Below are 15,892 nucleotides of genomic sequence, written 5' to 3' on the forward strand. Positions count from 1 at the left end.
CGGTGGCCGGCGTGGTATTGGTTGCCGGTAGCGGGATGAGGATGCTGGTGCAGAAGATCACGAAGACCGCACCGATCACGCGCTCCGCCGTCGGACCGGACAGTGCCGTCAGGCGTGGCCGTGCCAGGGCTTCGAGCCAGCCGAACCATTTGCGACCACCCTGCGCCATGCGCATCAGCCCGCGCTTGTCGAGCCGCCCGGCTTTGAAGCGCGCCGGCAGCCAGGGCTCGCCGCGGCCCATCAGCATCTGCGCCGACAGCGCCATCATCGGCAGCGCCATCACTTGTGGCACGCCGTAGAGGAAGGGAATCGAGACCGGCAGGGCCATCGCGAACAGGATGATGCCGAAGGCGCGTTCGCCCAGCGCATCAACGAATTCACCGAGGCTCATCCCGTCCTCGCCAGCGCCATCGGCAATCTGTTCGAGGGCGCCAATCAGCCCGCGCGAGGCAGCAGTCTCGGTCATCGCCCATCCTCAAGCAAAAATCGCTTGCGAACCTAGCTGCACAAGGCAGGGGCGTCGAGCGCATTGGGCCGTTGACAGCGGGCGCGCGGATCGTCAGCTTGCGCCTCCTGCATTTCCCACGGTTTGCCCCTGTGGCGGAACTGGTAGACGCGACGGATTCAAAATCCGTTTCCTCACGGAGTGCCAGTTCGAGTCTGGCCAGGGGCACCATTTCTTCTTTTGCTTACAGTTGTTGTTCGAACGGATCGCGCGTGGCTGTCGCCAGCAGCGCGTTCCGGCGTTCCTGATTGGCCTGCGACCATGTTGTGGCAAAGTCATAGAACTCATCCACAACATGCGCCTCCGATGGCAGCGTGAGCCAGGGCTGTTTGCTCGTCGTGAAGATATGGACATCCGGCGGCAGCCGGTCGGGCTCATCAAGCGTGCCGACGCGCAGAAAGCGGATGCCGTCCTTGATGCCGCCCATGTAGTAATTGCTCCAGACCGCAACCTGGCACTTTGGACAACGGGCGATTTTCTGTCCCCTGCCGCTGGGCGATGGCATCACGATCTCCAGCACATCGCCCGCAACAAGCTCGACATGCTCCGCCTCGAACAGGGCATTCACCGCAAAGGCTGCCCCCGTCTGCCGCTGGCACCAGCGGCAATGGCAACAATGAACGATCAGCGGTTCTGCCAGAATGCGATAGCGGACATGGCCGCAGCTGCACCCGCCTTCATGATCTGTGTTCGGTGTGGCCATGCTCTTCTGCCCTGCACGGGTGACGAGGAAACCCTCCCTTCGCCACGTTTCACGTCTTGATACTTGCCTCTATGTGCAGACTGGAGGCTTTTTCCCGGACTGACAACGCCGGGCCCTCAACTGGGCCGCGTGGCCGGCGGGGGGGGCGCTTTTTGCAGCCGGATTGCCGTGATAACCAGCTGTGCGCTCGCATCCGGCGATGACCGGTGCTAGGTTTTTGTCGCGCCCATCAGGAGATCGGTTCGTGCCATCCACAACCAATGCCTTGCTGTTCGCCCGAGCGAGCCTTGCCATCATTTTCCTCTGGTTCGGGGCGATGGATTTCACGCCGGTCGGCGAGGCGATTGTCGGCCAGTGGATTGCCGGCCATGCCTTCCTGTCGGGTCTTGAGGACCAGGCCGGTTCCGCCGCCAAGGCGCTTGGGATCTACCAGATTGTGATGGCGGTCCTGATCGGCGCGCCGCTGCCGCTGGGTAGTTTTCGCCGCATCGGCTTCGTCCTGCTGGGGATATTCTCCGTGCTGTCACTGACGGCAATGCTCACCAACCCGGTCTGGCTCGCCGCCGAAGGCGGATTTCCGGCGATCGGCTCCGGCCAGGGCATTTTGAAATATATCGCGATTCTTGGACTGGCCCTGTGGGCCGGCAGCTTCGACAATTCGCGCATCTTCTCCAACCGTACCAGCAAGACGCGCGCGGTCAGCCTGCCGATCATGTGGACCGGTCTTATACTCGTGCTAGCCTGGATCGGTTTGATGAAATTCACGGCCGCAGAGGCTGCCGCAATTGCCCCGCTGATCGCCAGCAGCCCGGTCTTCTCCTGGATGCAGGCCCTGATGCCCGAGCGGGTGATCTCCGCGCTGATCGGGGTCGTCGAGATCGCTACGGCACTGGCGCTGCTGGGTTACTGGTTCAATCCGCGCCTGTTCCGCATCGGTCTGATGCTGTCGGTGATCACCTTCATCGTGACCCTGTCTTTCCTCGTCACCTATTCCGGTGCCTGGGATGCGGATCTCGGCGGCTTCCCGGCCCTGTCGCGCAGCGGTCATTTCCTGCTCAAGGACCTGGCCCTGCTGGCGGTTTGTTTCGCATTCATCACCGAGACCCGGGTACGGCGCTATCGCTGAGGCCGCTGCTTGCCGCGAAATCTCTGCGTAACCTTGTGAAACTTGGTTCACAACTCCCGGCGCTGTCGCGGCGTTTGCTTGACCGTAACGTCCGCCCCCATACTCTGTCGAAAACCAATCGGGAGAATTGGCCTATGGGAGTACTCACCGCCATTACGCGTGAGGTCGAATTTGTGTCGGCGATGCTGCGCGTGCTCGGTCAGATCAAGAAAGTCGGGCCGGCATCAGGCCTGCGTGTGCCGGATCATATCGAAAAGACGGTGGACCGTTTCGCTGACAAGGCGATGGCAATTACCGATGATGGCGAGGTCAGCTATGCGACCTTCGAGGCCTACGCCAACCAGGTCGCCCACTGGGCGCTCGAACAGGGCATGAAGCCTGGCGACACTGTCGCCCTGCTGATGTCCAACCGATGGGAATACATCGCGATCTGGTTCGGCCTGTCCAAGGTCGGTCTGGTGACTTCGCTGATCAATAACCAGCTGCAGGGCAAATCCCTCGCCCACTGCCTGACCATCGGTCAGACCAGTCATGCGATTGTCGAGGCCTCGCTGGCCGACGCTTACCTCTCGGCCGAGGCCTGCGGCGGTGTCGAGGCACAAGCCTGGTGCGTTGATGGTGAATTTGCCGGCTCCCGCGATTTCAATGCGGCGCTGCAGCGCCAGAGTACCGAGCGGCCCGACCCGTCCGTGCGTGCGGCGGTCAAATCCTCCGAGCCGGTACTGAAAATGTTCACCAGCGGCACCACCGGCCTGCCCAAGGCCGCGCTGATGACGCATGTGCGTGCCCTGTATTATCTCAACGTCTTCGGTATCGCCGCCAAGTGCACCGAGCGCGACCGCATGATGATGGTTCTGCCGCTCTATCACGCCACCGGCGGGCTGTGCGGTGTCGGTTGTGCCCTCTCCTTTGGCGGGGCGCTGGTGATCCGGCCGAAATTCTCGGCCTCGACCTTCTGGCCCGATACGGTGAAATACGGCGCGACGCTGTTCATGTATGTCGGCGAGCTCTGCCGCTTCCTGGTCAATTCGCCCGAAGTGCCCGAGGAGCATCAGCACACGCTGCGCTGCGCCATCGGCAATGGCATGCGCCGCGATGTCTGGGAGCAATTCCAGGAACGTTTCAAACTGCCTCAGATCGTCGAATTCTACGGCTCGACCGAGGGCAATGTCGGTCTCGTCAACGCCACCAACCAGCCCGGTGCGATCGGGCGGGTGCCGTCCTATTTGCGCAATCGCTTCAATATCGATCTGGTCAAGTTCGACCTCGGGAGCGAAATGCCCCTGCGTGGGCCTGATGGCCATTGCGTGCCCTGTGCGCCCGATGAAGTCGGTGAGGCTATCGGCCGGATCGATCCTGATGATGCCCGTTTCCGTTTCGACGGTTATGGCAGCGAGGAAGACACCGAGAAGAAAATCCTGCGCAATGTCTTCAAGCCCGGCGATGCCTGGTTCCGCACCGGTGATCTGATGACGCGTGACCGTCTCGGATATTATTATTTCGTCGACCGGGTCGGCGATACCTATCGCTGGAAGTCGGAGAATGTCTCGACGGGCGAAGTCGCCGAGGCGCTCAATTTCGACGGGATCGAACAGGCCAATGTCTATGGCGTGGAAGTCCATGGTCATGCCGGGCGTGCCGGTATGGCGGCGCTGGTCGCCGGGCCACATGTGGTCGATCTGGAGGCCCTGCACGAGCATATCCACAATGCCTTGCCCGCCTTCGCGCGCCCGCTCTTCCTGCGGCTGCAGGAACAGACTGACACCACGGGCACATTCAAGCTGCGCAAGGTCGAGCTGGTGAAGGAGGGGTTCGATCCCGACCGGATTGAGGACCCCCTCTATTTCGACCATCCGGTGATCGGCAAATATGTGCGGCTGACGCGCGAACTCTATGAACAGATCGTGGACGGGCGGTTGCGGGTATGACGGCGCCGCGCATCACCCCGGCGGATGTCCGCCGCTTCTGGTTTGAGGAATCAGGCCCGGCGAAATGGTATCGCGTCTCCCCGGCCTTCGATGCGCGCATGCGGCGCCTGTTTGCCGCCAGCGTCGAGTGCGAGGCGGCTGTGCTGCGCGCCGGGGCGCACCCCTGGCTCGATGACCCCCAGGACGCGCTGGCGCTGGTCATCCTGCTGGACCAGTTTCCGCGCAATATCTGGCGCGGCTCCGGCAAGGCCTTCGCCTTCGATGCGCTGGCGCGCCAGGTCGCCCGCTCCATGATCGAGCGCGGTTTCGACTTTGCGATAGCCGAGGACAGGCGGGCCTTCGTCTACATGCCCTTCATGCATTCCGAAGCCCTGGACGATCAGGACTATTGTGTCCAGCTGGCCGCCGAACGCCTGATCAGCCAGGGTACGCACGAGCATGCCGTCAAGCATCGCGAAGTTATCCGCCGCTTTGGCCGCTTCCCGTATCGCAATGATGCCCTGCAGCGCATCAGCACGCCGGAAGAGATCGACTATCTCGAGCATGGTGGCTACGCACCGGGCCGGATCGACTCGGCAAAAAAGACCTGAGGGCAGTCCTGACCGCAGGCCGGATTTTGCGCCGAATATTAAGTTATTGAATTGTCACGAAAAAGCCTGAAGCTCATCTGGCCCCGCGCTTGCGTTTCCTCCGGCAAGACAGCAATGCTCCGGAGAGCCCCATGACGCCGCACATTCAAATCACGATCGAAGATTTCCGCCAGATCGCCTGGACGCTGGTCGATCTGCACGGGCCGCGGGCAATCGGCTATGCCGACGAGGCGGTGATGGATCTCGATGGCCAGGGCAAGGTAGAGGGCGCCGATGCCTGGCGTGCCCTGCGCTCGGTGATGGAGGATGCTCTCGCCGGACGCCTCGGCCGCACCGGCTCGCTTTCGATCCACTAGATTGCACGCCCTGCCCGGAGTCGCCGGCCGCCCTTGGCGCGCGATGCCGGGGCTGCGCGCACGCCTGTCCGATGGCCAGGCCTGATCGCTTCATGTCAATTGGATGTGCCGGGCTGTGAATCTATGCCTGGATTTCCTGCCCGAACATAATTCGATGGCCTTCAGGGGTTTCAACGCCAAACTCTCTCAACCCCCAGGGTTTGTCGGCGATCGTCTGGTTGAATTGAACGCCCCGTTCCCGATATTGATCAAACAGCTCGTCTATTCCCTCACAATTCACATAGGCGAAGAGGGCATGATTATTCGTTTCGCGGGCAGGCACTTCGCCCTGGCAATCGCCAACCATCAGATAGAATTGGTCGAGGTGCAGAAATGACCATCCGCCAATCGTTCTATCCAGAGTGAAGCCCAGCATTTCCGTGAAATATTTCACGGCTGAATCAAAGTCATTTACTGCCAATACGTGCTGAGCTCTGTTGACTTTGAACATGGTGCTCTCCGATTTCTTGAACAGATGAGTAGCAATTGAATCGCGACACCATCAAGCGATAAATCGACCCAGCCGGATGTCGACGCCGGCCGATCGGCCCGATAACCTCATGACCGATTGAGACGAAATGGCGCGATAGGCCACTGCTCCGCTCTGTGCTAATCCGACGCCATGGACATTTCTGCCTGGACCCGCGCCCTGAACAGATTCGGCATTGACGACCCGTTCGAGCCCGGCCGTACGGCGGCGCATATGCGCAAGGCCCTGCACGAAGCTGCGCCGCACCTTGATGTGACGCCGCCGCCGCTCGAGTCCGTGCGCGATCTGACCATTCCCGGTCCGGCCGGTGATATCCCGGCCCGTCTCTATATCCCCAACGGATCGACCGCACCGGCGCCCTGCGTGCTCTTCTGCCATGGCGGTGGATATTTCGTCGGCGACCTCCACAGTCATGACGCCCTGTGCCGCCGTCTCGCGGCGATCGGCGGCGTGCGTGTGCTGGCGGTGGATTACCGGCTTTCACCGGAACATGTCTTTCCGGCAGCGGTTGAGGATGCGCTCGCTGCTTTCGACTGGCTGGCAGGCGAGGGCGCGGCCGAGATGGGTGCCGATCCGGCGCGACTGGCCGTGGCCGGCGATTCGGCCGGTGGTGGCCTGGCGGCGATGCTGGCGCAGGCGCGTCGAGGGCAAGTGCGCTTCCAGCTTTTGATTTACCCCTTGCTGCAGATGGTCGAGCGCAGGAAGTCGAAGCTCAAGGCGCTGGAGGGCCATATCTTCTCCGCCATCGCGCTGGATCAGATCGCGCGCTATTATTTCGCCGATGAAAAAGACGCCAGCGACAAACGCGCATCGCCCCTGCTTGAGGATGACCTCGCCGGTCTGCCGCCGGCCTATATCGCTGCGGCCGAGCTCGATCCGCTGCTGGATGAGGGCCAGGCCTATCGCGACCGATTGATCGCGGCCGGGGTGCCCGTCACCTACAAGCTCGGCAAGGCGCTGCCACACAGCTATTTCAATCTCACCGCTCTGCTGCCCGGCGCCAAGGCCCTGGTCGACAAGGCGGCGCTGGCGCTGGGTGACGGATTGCGGGACTGAGCGATTTGCCTTTTAGCCGGCAAGTGCTTAGCTCGTCGCCATGACGGATCACTCGCCCTACACGCCCGACCCGCGCTTCATGACGCTGGGGCCGGACTTCGCCGACCCGGTGCAGCCGGCTGCCTTCCCGCAGGCGATCGAGCGCTTCTGGAATGGCCGCTGGGCTGGCGCGGTCGGGCTCGACACGCTCGATGAGGCAGAGCGGATCGCGCATTTCCAGCGTTTCGAACCCTTGCCGGACAATCAGCCCGAGCCGCTGGCGATGCGTTATCACGGGCATCAGTTCCGCAGCTATAACCCGCAGATCGGCGATGGCCGCGGTTTCCTGTTTGCGCAATTGCGTGACGGGCAGGGGCGTCTGCTTGATCTGGCCACCAAGGGTTCGGGCCAGACGCCCTGGTCACGCACCGCCGATGGCCGTCTGACCTTGAAGGGCGCCGTGCGCGAAATCCTCGCGGCGCAAATGCTGGAGGCGCTGGGCGTCTACACCTCCAAGATCTTCGCCGTGTTCGAGACCGGCGAGCCGCTGCAGCGCCATGACGAGCCCTCGCCGACACGCTCGGCCGTGATGACAAGGCTGGGCCATTCGCATTTGCGCTTCGGCACTTTCCAGCGCCAAGCCTATGAACAAAGCCCGGAGCGCATCAATGCGCTGATCGATCACGCCATTGCCGAATACTATCCGGCACTGGCCGAAAGCGAGGACCGGCCGGCGGCCCTGCTGCAAGCCGTGGTCGCGGCCAATGCGCGTCTCGCGGCGAGCTGGATGGCGGCGGGCTTTGTTCACGGCGTGCTCAATACCGATAATCTCAACCTCACCGGCGAGAGCTTTGATTACGGTCCCTGGCGTTTCCTGCCGCATTATGATCCCGGCTTCACGGCGGCCTATTTCGACGAGAGCGGGCTCTATGCCTATGCGCGCCAGCCTGAAGCGGTGTTCTGGGCGCTGCAGCAACTGGCCGGCGCCCTCTCTCTGGCCGGCGAGCGCGAAAGCCTGGAGGCGGCGCTCAATACCTTCCCGGCGCTGTATCGCCAGGCGCTGCTGGACGCCTTCCTCGCCCGCTTCGGCATCGCCTCGCGCGGTGACGCGAATGACGAGGCGATGCTGCGCGCCTTCCTGGCCTTCATGCACGCTACGCGCCTGCCCTGGGAGGGCGTGATTTTCGACTGGTTCTGCGGCAGCGCCTCAACCGACCGGGCGATGCAGGGCCCGCGCGCCAGCGCCTATGCCGGCGAGGCCTTCGAGGCCTGGCATGAGCTCTTCATCCAGCACGAACCGGTGCGGCCGGAGCGCCTGGACCATCCCTATTTCGCGTGCGCCGAGCCGATGGCGATGACGATCGATGTCGTCGAGGCGATCTGGGCCCGGATCGCCGAGGATGATGACTGGTCGGCGCTCGACAAGGCGCTGGCCGATATCGAACTGGCGCGCCAGGGCTTTGATCTCGGGAGCGGCCAGGTCGGATTTTTGCCATGAGCCTCGATCTTCTCACTTCGCCTCTGCTGCAGCGCGACGATCTCGTGCATGCCTTCACGACCCGCGCCGGCGGTGTCAGCAAGGGGCCCTATGCCTCTCTCAACATGACGCGCTCGCGCGGCGACAGCGCGGAGCATGTCGCGACCAACCGGACGCGGGTGCGCGAGGCGCTGGGGCTGGATCATCTCGCCTTCGCCATCCAGGTGCATGGCAAGGCCGTTGTGCGCGTCGATGATGCCCCCCGGGGTGATCAGGCCGCCGGCGAGGCCGATGCGATGATCACCGACCGGCCCGGTATCGGCCTGATCTGCCAGACGGCCGATTGCACGCCCATCCTGCTGTTTGACCCAAAGCGCCGCGCCGTCGCCGCCATCCATTCCGGCTGGCGCAGCACGGTCCAGAACATTGTCGCCGAGACCGTCGCGGCGATGCAGCGCGAATACGCCAGCGAGCCGGGCGACGTGATCGCGGCGATCGGGCCGTCGATCTCGGCGGCCAATTACCGCGTCGGCCCGGAAGTGGTGGCGCAGTTCGAGGCGGTTTTCGCCGACCGTTCCGGCATTCTCTCGGCGCTCGACGGGGAGGGCGGTGCGCAGCTCGATGTCGGCGAGGCCTGCCGGCGGCAATTGATCGCTTCGGGTGTGCGGGCGGAAAAAATAGAACGCTCTGCGCTATGCACCTATGCCGAGGAAGCGCGCCTCTTCTCGGCCCGCCGCTCGCATCATCGCGGTGAGAGCGGCGTGTTTGGCGGCCAGGCGGGGATTATCGGGCTGCGCTAGGCTCGAGCTTGCCCTTTCGCGGCGGGTATCAACGGCCTAGATTGGGCCCAGCTCCCACCCACAAGGATACGCCTCATGCCCGCTTCTCTCGGTTACGCCGCCTCTGCTCCCGACGCCGCCCTGGCGCCGATCCGTTTTGACCGGCGCGAGCCGGGCAAGGGCGAGGTGCTGATCGAGATCGAGTATTGCGGCGTTTGCCACTCCGATATTCACCAGGCGCGCGGCGAGTGGGGCAATACGCTTTACCCGTGCGTTCCGGGTCACGAGATCATCGGCACGGTGACGGCCTGTGGTCCCGACGTCATCAAGTTCAGGGCGGGTGACAGGGTCGGCGTCGGCTGCATGGTCGACAGTTGCGGCACGTGCACCAGCTGTCATGACGGGCTGGAGCAGTATTGCGAAACCGGGATGACCGGCACCTATAATGGCCGCTTGCCGGACGGCAGCCACACCTTCGGCGGCTATTCCCAGCGCCTGACGGTGAAGGAGGATTTCGTGCTGCGCATCCCCGAGGGGATGGATCCGGCCGGGGCGGCGCCGCTCTTGTGTGCCGGGATCACGACCTATTCGCCGCTCAGCCACTGGAAGGTGGGGCCCGGCCAGCGCGTCGGCGTGGTCGGTCTGGGCGGGCTGGGCCATATGGGCGTCAAGATCGCGGCCGCCATGGGCGCCGAGGTCGTGCTCTTCACCACTTCACCGGGCAAGGCCGAGGACGCCAAACGGCTCGGCGCCAGCCAGGTGGTGATCTCGAAGGACCGCGACCAGATGAAGGCCGTGCGCGGCCAGCTCGACTTCATCCTCAACACGGTGGCCGCATCACACAATCTCGATCCCTTCCTCGATTGCCTGAAACGCGACGGCACCATGGTGATGGTTGGTGTGCCCGAGGTGGCGCATCCATCGCCCTCCGTGGGACGTTTGATCGGACGCCGGCGCACCATTGCCGGCTCGCTCATCGGCGGCATCGCCGAGACCCAGGAGATGCTCGATTTCTGTGGCCGGCACGGCCTCGTCTCCGATATCGAGATCATCCCGATGGACGGCATCAACGAGGCCTATGAGCGGATGCTGAAAAGCGATGTCAAATACCGTTTCGTGGTCGATATGGCGACGCTGAAATAGGACGCCGGCGGCGGGACTGGTTGTCTGCCACTGAAACGCTGTCTGTCAGTCTGTCACCCGGTCATCGCGGGGTGAAATTACCTTGCAGGACAGGGGAATGCGGCTCTTGCGCCGGTGACAGACAGGCTGTCACCCTGTCACCGATTATGATGCGGGTGCCCGCCATGGCGGGCGGGGTATTGCGGGGGGACGATGTCAAAGAGCAGGGTTTCGCACCGATTATAGCTGCGCGGGTGGGCGCGTGGATAAGCCGGGGGGCGGGCGCGTCCGGCCGCCACCAAAACCACATGTCGGGATTTCGCCCTTCGGGGTCCAGCCTCGTCAAGGCGCAGGCCCGCTTCGCGGCGGCCTCCGGCCGGCCTTGACGAGGCTGGACCCCGAAGGGCCCCTTTGCTGGCAAGTGGTTTAAGGGCGGGTCTGGCGCCGGGGGCGCCGTGTGGGCACGGAACCAACAGGGACACACGCCATTTCACTAAACTAGTTGGCTTTCTCCAAGCTCCCCTCGGCAAGCGCCGGGCGGACCGGCTCTTGAAGCCCTTGCCGAGCATGACGCCAGCCCGGATACCGGTATGGTTTTCAGGGCGAGGCCTGGCCCGGCGCGCCGGTCTCCTGGATATTCGAAGCGCGACGATTTCCGGGTCGGATAGATCGTGAGCGCCCCCGTTTATTCAAAATGGTGAGTGTCCCCGTTTATTCATCCGCCCCGGCCCCCGGGGTCGGATAATTCTTGATTGCGTAAGTGAAATTTGCTGCTATCGGTGGCGTTTCGACTGGATCCTTTGGGGGAAATTATGAACAAAACCATCCTTGCCATTTGTGCTGCATCGACTGTCCTGGCCGGATGCGGCACCATCACGCGCGGGTCAAATGACACCTGGGTGGTCGAGACCGATCCGCCGGGCGCTACGGTCATGACTTCGAACGGATATCAGTGCCAGAGTACGCCCTGCGCGATCAAAATGCCGCGACGGTCTGAGTTCGTCGCAACGATTGAACGCAGTGGCTACGAGACTGTAACCGTGAACGTGACGCACCAGGTTTCCGGTGCTGGTGGTGCATCAATGGCCGGCAATGTTCTCGTTGGTGGCCTGATCGGGGCGGCAGTGGATGCCGGCACCGGGTCCATGCATGACCTGGTGCCCAATCCGGTCCACATCAATCTCGTCCCGCTGTCTGCCGATGCGACGGCCCCGCTCGCGGACCCTGCGCCTGTTGCGCCTGCGGAGTCCGATGAGCTTCCATCGACGAAATAGGCGGACCTGAGAAACGCGGGTCAGCTCCGCTTGGTGTGAAACGGCGTTCCCCGGCGGGGATTGGCTGTCTCCCGTCAGGCGGAGCCGACCCGTCTGCTTCCGTTGAGGCGATGTTCGCCTTCGCCACGGTCCGGCCGCAGCGTGCGCCGCGCGTGAAGGATGGTGGCCCCGGCGCGATTCGAACGCGCGACCTGCAGATTGGGAATTCTGTCTTCCGTTAGCGAATTGAACAGGTTGACCGTAACCTACGGCGCTTGCGGCGTGTAAGCCAGCGGCAGGCGGAGTGTTGAGGCCAAACCTCAGCCCACGCAGAGGGTCGCGCCCGTCATTCGCCGTCCCGGAACTCGATCTCGAGCCGGTTGTCAAAGGCCGGCAGGACCAGCGTTCCGGCGTCCAGACGGGCTCCTGCGGGCAATGGAGCAACGGGGCGCCAGGTCTCGGGGATCTGTACGGTCAGGCCCTCGATCGGGGCGGCGGTTGTGATCACCAGCGAGATGGTCCGGGCGTCGAGGCTGACATCAAGCCCGACCATATCGCGCGCCGCCCACCAGTCGCCGAAGGCCTGCAGCGTGCCGGTCCATGAAAATGGCCCGCTTGCCGTGAGCAGAGCATCGAGCATGGCCAGTTTCTCGCCGGTCTCGTTGGGGTGGATCAGGACGACATTGACGCCGCCATATCCGGCCAGCGAGGTGGCCAGCTCGATCCCGGCCGCCAGCCTGTCGTCATCGGGAACGGGCTGCTCGTCCTCGAGGGAAATCGGGAATTCGTAGATCGCCGTCTGGCTGGAATAGCGGCGGCCGAAATTGGCCCGGTAGGGCAGGTGCGACAGCGCTGTTCCGGAACTGATCGAGGTGGAGAAACGGTAGCCGCTGGCCTCGAGCGCCTCGGGCAGGCTGTCCGGTGTTGCCAGATAGCCCGGCCGGAAGGAGGTGACGGTCTCGCCCGTCAGGGACTCAAGCAGAAACCGGCTGACGCGCAGCTCGCCGAGCACCGAGGCATGGCGCGTATCCTCGACGCCGGCCACCCGCGGCTGATAATCGGGATATCGCTCCTCGCCACTGCCCAGCGGCAGCCCGGAGAAGACGTCGGAATGGCTGACGGAATGGCTGCCGATCTCCATGCCCCGGTCCTGGAGCTCCTGAATGGCGGTGAAGGCGGCCTCATCGAAGAAGCCGCGGTCGAGATAATCGCGGTAGTACTTGGTCTGAATGAAGAAGGTGCCGTGTACGCCGTGGCGCTCAAGCACGTCGGCATAGGCCGCCATATTCGCCACGGAATGCTGGTAGTCGACATCGAAGGTGATGATGCTGGCCATCGCCTGGCCGTCGGGCACCGTCGCCAGGGTCACAGCGTCGGGCGCGTGCCGGTAGATGGCCCGCACCAGGCGCAACCAGACATCCACTGACGGCTCATAGCCATTGGCATAATCGCGCCCGGCGCCCTCATCGCGGCCCGAATGGGCCCGCAGGATGAAGAATCCGAGATCGAAGCCCAGCGCATAGGCCTGGCCACCGCCGGCATGGGACCGGGTGATGAAGGCCGGCGCGCCATCCTGGTAGCGGCCGAGCACGGTTTGCGCACCGATGAAGGACTGGGTTCCGATCCAGCTCTCGGGACGCTCCGGATTGCCCAGTCTGACGACGCGTTCGCGCGGATCGGTCAGAAAGCCGGTCAGGGCCTGTTCCGGCTCGAAGCTGACCTCATAATGTTCACGGCTTTCTTCCAGACGGTCGAAGCCGAACACATCCTGCACCCCGCCGCCGAGCACCTGAGTTGCGATCAGCGTGCCGCCATCATCCACATACTGACGCAAATGGCCGAGTTCGGCCGGCTCGAGCAGGGCACCGGAAATGATCGGATAGACCAGAACCGAGGAATGCTGCACGGCGCGGGACGCATCGCGGGTGACGATAAAGGGCACGCCGATCGTGCGCAGCCCGTGCACCAGGCCCAGCCAGGCGGAGTCCTCGTCGGTCAGGAGAATGGCGAGGCGCGAGGTGCTGCCGGCCTCGTAATCGCGCCAGTCGGCCGGGTCGGCTTCGATATCCGTGCTGACAATGGCGGGGCCATTCAGCCCGCGCAGGAAAGCCGGCGGCCGGCTCAGCCACACACTCGCCGCGATTATCAGGCCTATCGTCAGGATGGCCCCAATTACACCCCAACCCGGTTTCATAATCTTTTCGGCCTTCTCTCGAGCGGATCAATAAACCCGCAAGGGGTTACCGTGCAGTTTTGACGTATGCGCACAGTGGCGCGATTCCGTACCGCAGCCCATTTCCGGCATTGTGGCCGGTTCCAAGCACCAAGGACAGAATTTCCGCAATGCCCTCAACCGCCCTGCCAATCGCTCTCTCGGCCCTGCTCGGCATGTCCCTCGCCGCGGGCGCGCCAGCCCATGCCGGGGAACCGGTCTGGACCTCGGCCCTGCCCAACGCCCGGCCGGCCTGCCTCTCGGCCATTCATGTCTATGTGCGCCCGGGCAGCGGGGAGGCGGTCGAGTATCTGCGCGCCGAGGCCATCGAAGACGGCTGCCCATCGCCGGCACCCGCGGACAGTTCAACGCCCGATCCCGCCCTCCCGCGCGAGGCGCGGCCGGTTGACCGGGATCTGCAACGCGGGGCCTGGGTCTGGCGCAGCGAGTTCTGGCAGCAGGATCCCGAGGCCTTCATCGCGTCGGCGCTGACCCAGGGGCTCGACCATGTCTTCATTTCGGTCCCGATCGTGGAGGGTGAGGTTGAGGCTGCGCCCGCGCTGGAACGGCTGATCGCCACGGCCCATGCCCGCGGGATCCGGGTGTCGGCAGTCGAGGGCGATCCGGAAATGGTCACAGCCGCCGGGCTGCAATTCGCGCAGAACCGCGCCCTGGCGCTGCGGCAATACAATCTCGACCACGCCGAAATGCCCCTGGACGGGCTGCAATACGATATCGAGCCCTATCTGCTGCCGGATTATGCGCTGGCACCGGAGGAGATGCTCGAGCAATGGGCGCAATCGGTGATCGCCCTGGGCGAGACCTATGGTGCCAATGTCGATATCGTCATCCCGTTCTGGCTCCCGCTCGTCCCCGGCGGGCCGGAGGCGCTGGCGGCCGTTCGCGAGCGCGCCGCCCGGCTTACGGTCATGGCCTACCGGACCGCGCCGGCCTCGATCCTGACCGCCGCACAGCCAGCCCTGGCCTGGGGCGAGGCGCATGACCTGCCCGTTGTCATCGCGCTTGAAACCGGTCCGCTGGAGGATGAATACCTCCAGGTCTACCGGCCGGCACCGAGCGGCCAGCTTCAGATTTCACGATCGGGACCCGTTCAGGAAGTCCATTTGCTCGCCGACGCCGTGTCCGGCACTATCGCCGAGCCCGCCTTCCGTTACAGCCACACCGTGACCGCTCCGGCATCGCGGGTCAGCTTTGGCGGCGACCTGCCGGCCCTGTACCGGGCACTGGACGAGGTGGAGCCGGGGCTCAATGGCTATGACAGCTATGCCGGCGTGGCGATCCACGGGCTGGTCCAGCTTGCAGACCCGGCGCTCATAAGGAATGAGCGCTGAGCTTCATCCAGCCGGCCCTGGAGGCTTGCAGGCACGGGATATCCCAAAGTAAGAGCTTGTGCCTGCATCCTAACTGGATCAAACTTCGTACACTTCCATATTGCACGCAATGCGGGCAACCGCCCCCGGTGGCGCCGCAATTCCGGGTGCCGCCCGCGCCGGGCAGGATCGAACTTGTAGCGTGAACGCCCGGCCATCCACATACAGGCCGGAAGTTGGAGAATTCTCATTGGTCAATAGCAAGCCAGATTTATCACTGCTGCACGAGCGCTGGCAGCACGCCCTGTCGGAATTTCTCGAGCGTGCAGGCGCCACCCGGCTTGAGCTGGATCGCAATACTGCGTCCCTCGTGGATGGCAGCGCTGACCAGACGCAGCTCGACGCGCTGATCAATGACACGCACAAGCTGGCGGGGTCGGGCGGCACATTCGGCTTTCCCGTTATCAGCCGGCTGGCCAAGGCCGCGGAACGCCTCCTGTTGGCCGGTCCCGGCTCGGATGCTGAATCGATCGCCGCCCTGCAGGCCCTGAGCGCTTATCTCGGCGATGTCGTCGCGGGCAAGCATACCAGCGAAACGACACCCGATTTCGGTGAAGCCGAGCGCGCCAAAGCGCCGGAACCGGCCGGGCGTGCCGTCCGCCAGCGGCGCGTCCTGATTGCCGAGGATGACGTCGTGTTCGCGGCGCTGATCCGGGATATGTTCGGCGGAGAGATTGACGTGCACACGGTGCATGACGGCGATGAAGTCATCGCCGCCGTCCGCCGCCTGACACCCGATGTCCTGCTGCTTGATGACGGACTTCCGAACCTGCGCGGGCTCGATTTGATCGAGACCCTGCACCGCGATGGCATGACGCGGGATATGGGCGTGGTGATGATGACCGCCAATGCGGCTCCGGACTCGATCTTGCGGGCGATCTAGGCC

Annotated in this window: 15 protein-coding genes and 1 tRNA gene; 12 read left to right on the forward strand and 4 right to left on the reverse strand. The window is 63.9% G+C overall.

Going from position 1 to position 15,892, the window contains the following annotated elements; translation table 11 throughout:
• On the reverse strand, nucleotides 1–466 hold a 466-nt coding region (locus tag ACN0YF_RS09860), incomplete at its 3' end, for an exopolysaccharide biosynthesis protein (RefSeq protein ID WP_417494236.1).
• A 125-nt stretch (nucleotides 467–591) separates the two neighbouring features.
• Between ACN0YF_RS09860 and ACN0YF_RS09865 the strand changes: the two genes are divergently transcribed.
• A tRNA-Leu gene (locus ACN0YF_RS09865) sits at nucleotides 592–676 on the forward strand.
• A 13-nt stretch (nucleotides 677–689) separates the two neighbouring features.
• Here the strand turns inward: ACN0YF_RS09865 and ACN0YF_RS09870 are convergent.
• Nucleotides 690–1,208, reverse strand: coding sequence for a GFA family protein (locus ACN0YF_RS09870; RefSeq protein WP_417494237.1), 519 nt, complete (start codon nucleotides 1,206–1,208; stop codon nucleotides 690–692).
• A gap of 244 nt (nucleotides 1,209–1,452) precedes the next feature.
• Between ACN0YF_RS09870 and ACN0YF_RS09875 the strand changes: the two genes are divergently transcribed.
• The 4 genes from ACN0YF_RS09875 (at nucleotide 1,453) to ACN0YF_RS09890 (ending at nucleotide 5,208) form a co-directional block, all read left to right on the forward strand.
• Nucleotides 1,453–2,334: a DUF417 family protein gene (locus ACN0YF_RS09875; RefSeq protein WP_417494238.1), complete on the forward strand. Its 882-nt coding sequence runs from the start codon at nucleotides 1,453–1,455 to the stop codon at nucleotides 2,332–2,334.
• Between the two features lie 134 nt (nucleotides 2,335–2,468).
• Entirely contained in the window at nucleotides 2,469–4,262 is a 1,794-nt protein-coding gene (locus tag ACN0YF_RS09880) for a long-chain-acyl-CoA synthetase (RefSeq protein WP_417482299.1), read from the forward strand.
• Complete coding sequence (locus ACN0YF_RS09885) at nucleotides 4,259–4,852, forward strand: DUF924 family protein (protein ID WP_417494239.1); 594 nt, start codon at nucleotides 4,259–4,261, stop codon at nucleotides 4,850–4,852. Before ACN0YF_RS09880 ends, ACN0YF_RS09885 begins: the two co-directional genes overlap by 4 nt.
• Nucleotides 4,853–4,983: 131 nt before the next feature.
• Complete coding sequence (locus ACN0YF_RS09890; RefSeq protein WP_417482297.1) at nucleotides 4,984–5,208, forward strand: hypothetical protein; 225 nt, start codon at nucleotides 4,984–4,986, stop codon at nucleotides 5,206–5,208.
• 121 nt (nucleotides 5,209–5,329) lie between these two features.
• Here the strand turns inward: ACN0YF_RS09890 and ACN0YF_RS09895 are convergent, their stop codons facing one another.
• Complete coding sequence (locus ACN0YF_RS09895) at nucleotides 5,330–5,698, reverse strand: VOC family protein (RefSeq protein WP_417494240.1); 369 nt, start codon at nucleotides 5,696–5,698, stop codon at nucleotides 5,330–5,332.
• 171 nt (nucleotides 5,699–5,869) lie between these two features.
• Here ACN0YF_RS09895 and ACN0YF_RS09900 point away from each other — a divergent pair, with 171 nt between their 5' ends.
• The 5 genes from ACN0YF_RS09900 to ACN0YF_RS09920 all read left to right on the forward strand — a co-directional run bounded on the left by ACN0YF_RS09900 (nucleotide 5,870) and on the right by ACN0YF_RS09920 (nucleotide 11,424).
• Entirely contained in the window at nucleotides 5,870–6,793 is a 924-nt protein-coding gene (locus ACN0YF_RS09900) for an alpha/beta hydrolase (protein ID WP_417494241.1), read from the forward strand.
• A gap of 40 nt (nucleotides 6,794–6,833) precedes the next feature.
• Complete coding sequence (locus tag ACN0YF_RS09905) at nucleotides 6,834–8,270, forward strand: protein adenylyltransferase SelO family protein (protein WP_417494242.1); 1,437 nt, start codon at nucleotides 6,834–6,836, stop codon at nucleotides 8,268–8,270.
• A complete protein-coding gene (gene pgeF / locus ACN0YF_RS09910; protein ID WP_417494243.1) occupies nucleotides 8,267–9,049 on the forward strand; it encodes a peptidoglycan editing factor PgeF in 783 nt (260 codons plus the stop codon). Before ACN0YF_RS09905 ends, pgeF begins: the two co-directional genes overlap by 4 nt.
• Nucleotides 9,050–9,124: 75 nt before the next feature.
• Nucleotides 9,125–10,171: an NAD(P)-dependent alcohol dehydrogenase gene (locus ACN0YF_RS09915; RefSeq protein ID WP_417494244.1), complete on the forward strand. Its 1,047-nt coding sequence runs from the start codon at nucleotides 9,125–9,127 to the stop codon at nucleotides 10,169–10,171.
• Nucleotides 10,172–10,962: 791 nt separating this feature from the next.
• A complete protein-coding gene (locus ACN0YF_RS09920; RefSeq protein ID WP_417494245.1) occupies nucleotides 10,963–11,424 on the forward strand; it encodes a PEGA domain-containing protein in 462 nt (153 codons plus the stop codon).
• A gap of 325 nt (nucleotides 11,425–11,749) precedes the next feature.
• Here the strand turns inward: ACN0YF_RS09920 and ACN0YF_RS09925 are convergent, their stop codons facing one another.
• The gene (locus ACN0YF_RS09925) at nucleotides 11,750–13,534 is read right to left on the reverse strand and encodes a polysaccharide deacetylase family protein (protein WP_417494246.1); all 1,785 of its coding nucleotides are present in this window, start codon (nucleotides 13,532–13,534) and stop codon (nucleotides 11,750–11,752) included.
• A 212-nt stretch (nucleotides 13,535–13,746) separates the two neighbouring features.
• On the opposite strand from ACN0YF_RS09925, the gene ACN0YF_RS09930 reads away from it, so the two are divergent.
• Entirely contained in the window at nucleotides 13,747–14,967 is a 1,221-nt protein-coding gene (locus ACN0YF_RS09930) for a hypothetical protein (RefSeq protein ID WP_417494247.1), read from the forward strand.
• A 229-nt stretch (nucleotides 14,968–15,196) separates the two neighbouring features.
• The gene (locus ACN0YF_RS09935) at nucleotides 15,197–15,889 is read left to right on the forward strand and encodes a response regulator (RefSeq protein ID WP_417494248.1); all 693 of its coding nucleotides are present in this window, start codon (nucleotides 15,197–15,199) and stop codon (nucleotides 15,887–15,889) included.
• Nucleotides 15,890–15,892 lie beyond the last annotated feature (3 nt).

Source organism: Maricaulis sp. (genome assembly GCF_048270265.1).
Taxonomy (GTDB): Bacteria; Pseudomonadota; Alphaproteobacteria; order Caulobacterales; family Maricaulaceae; genus Maricaulis.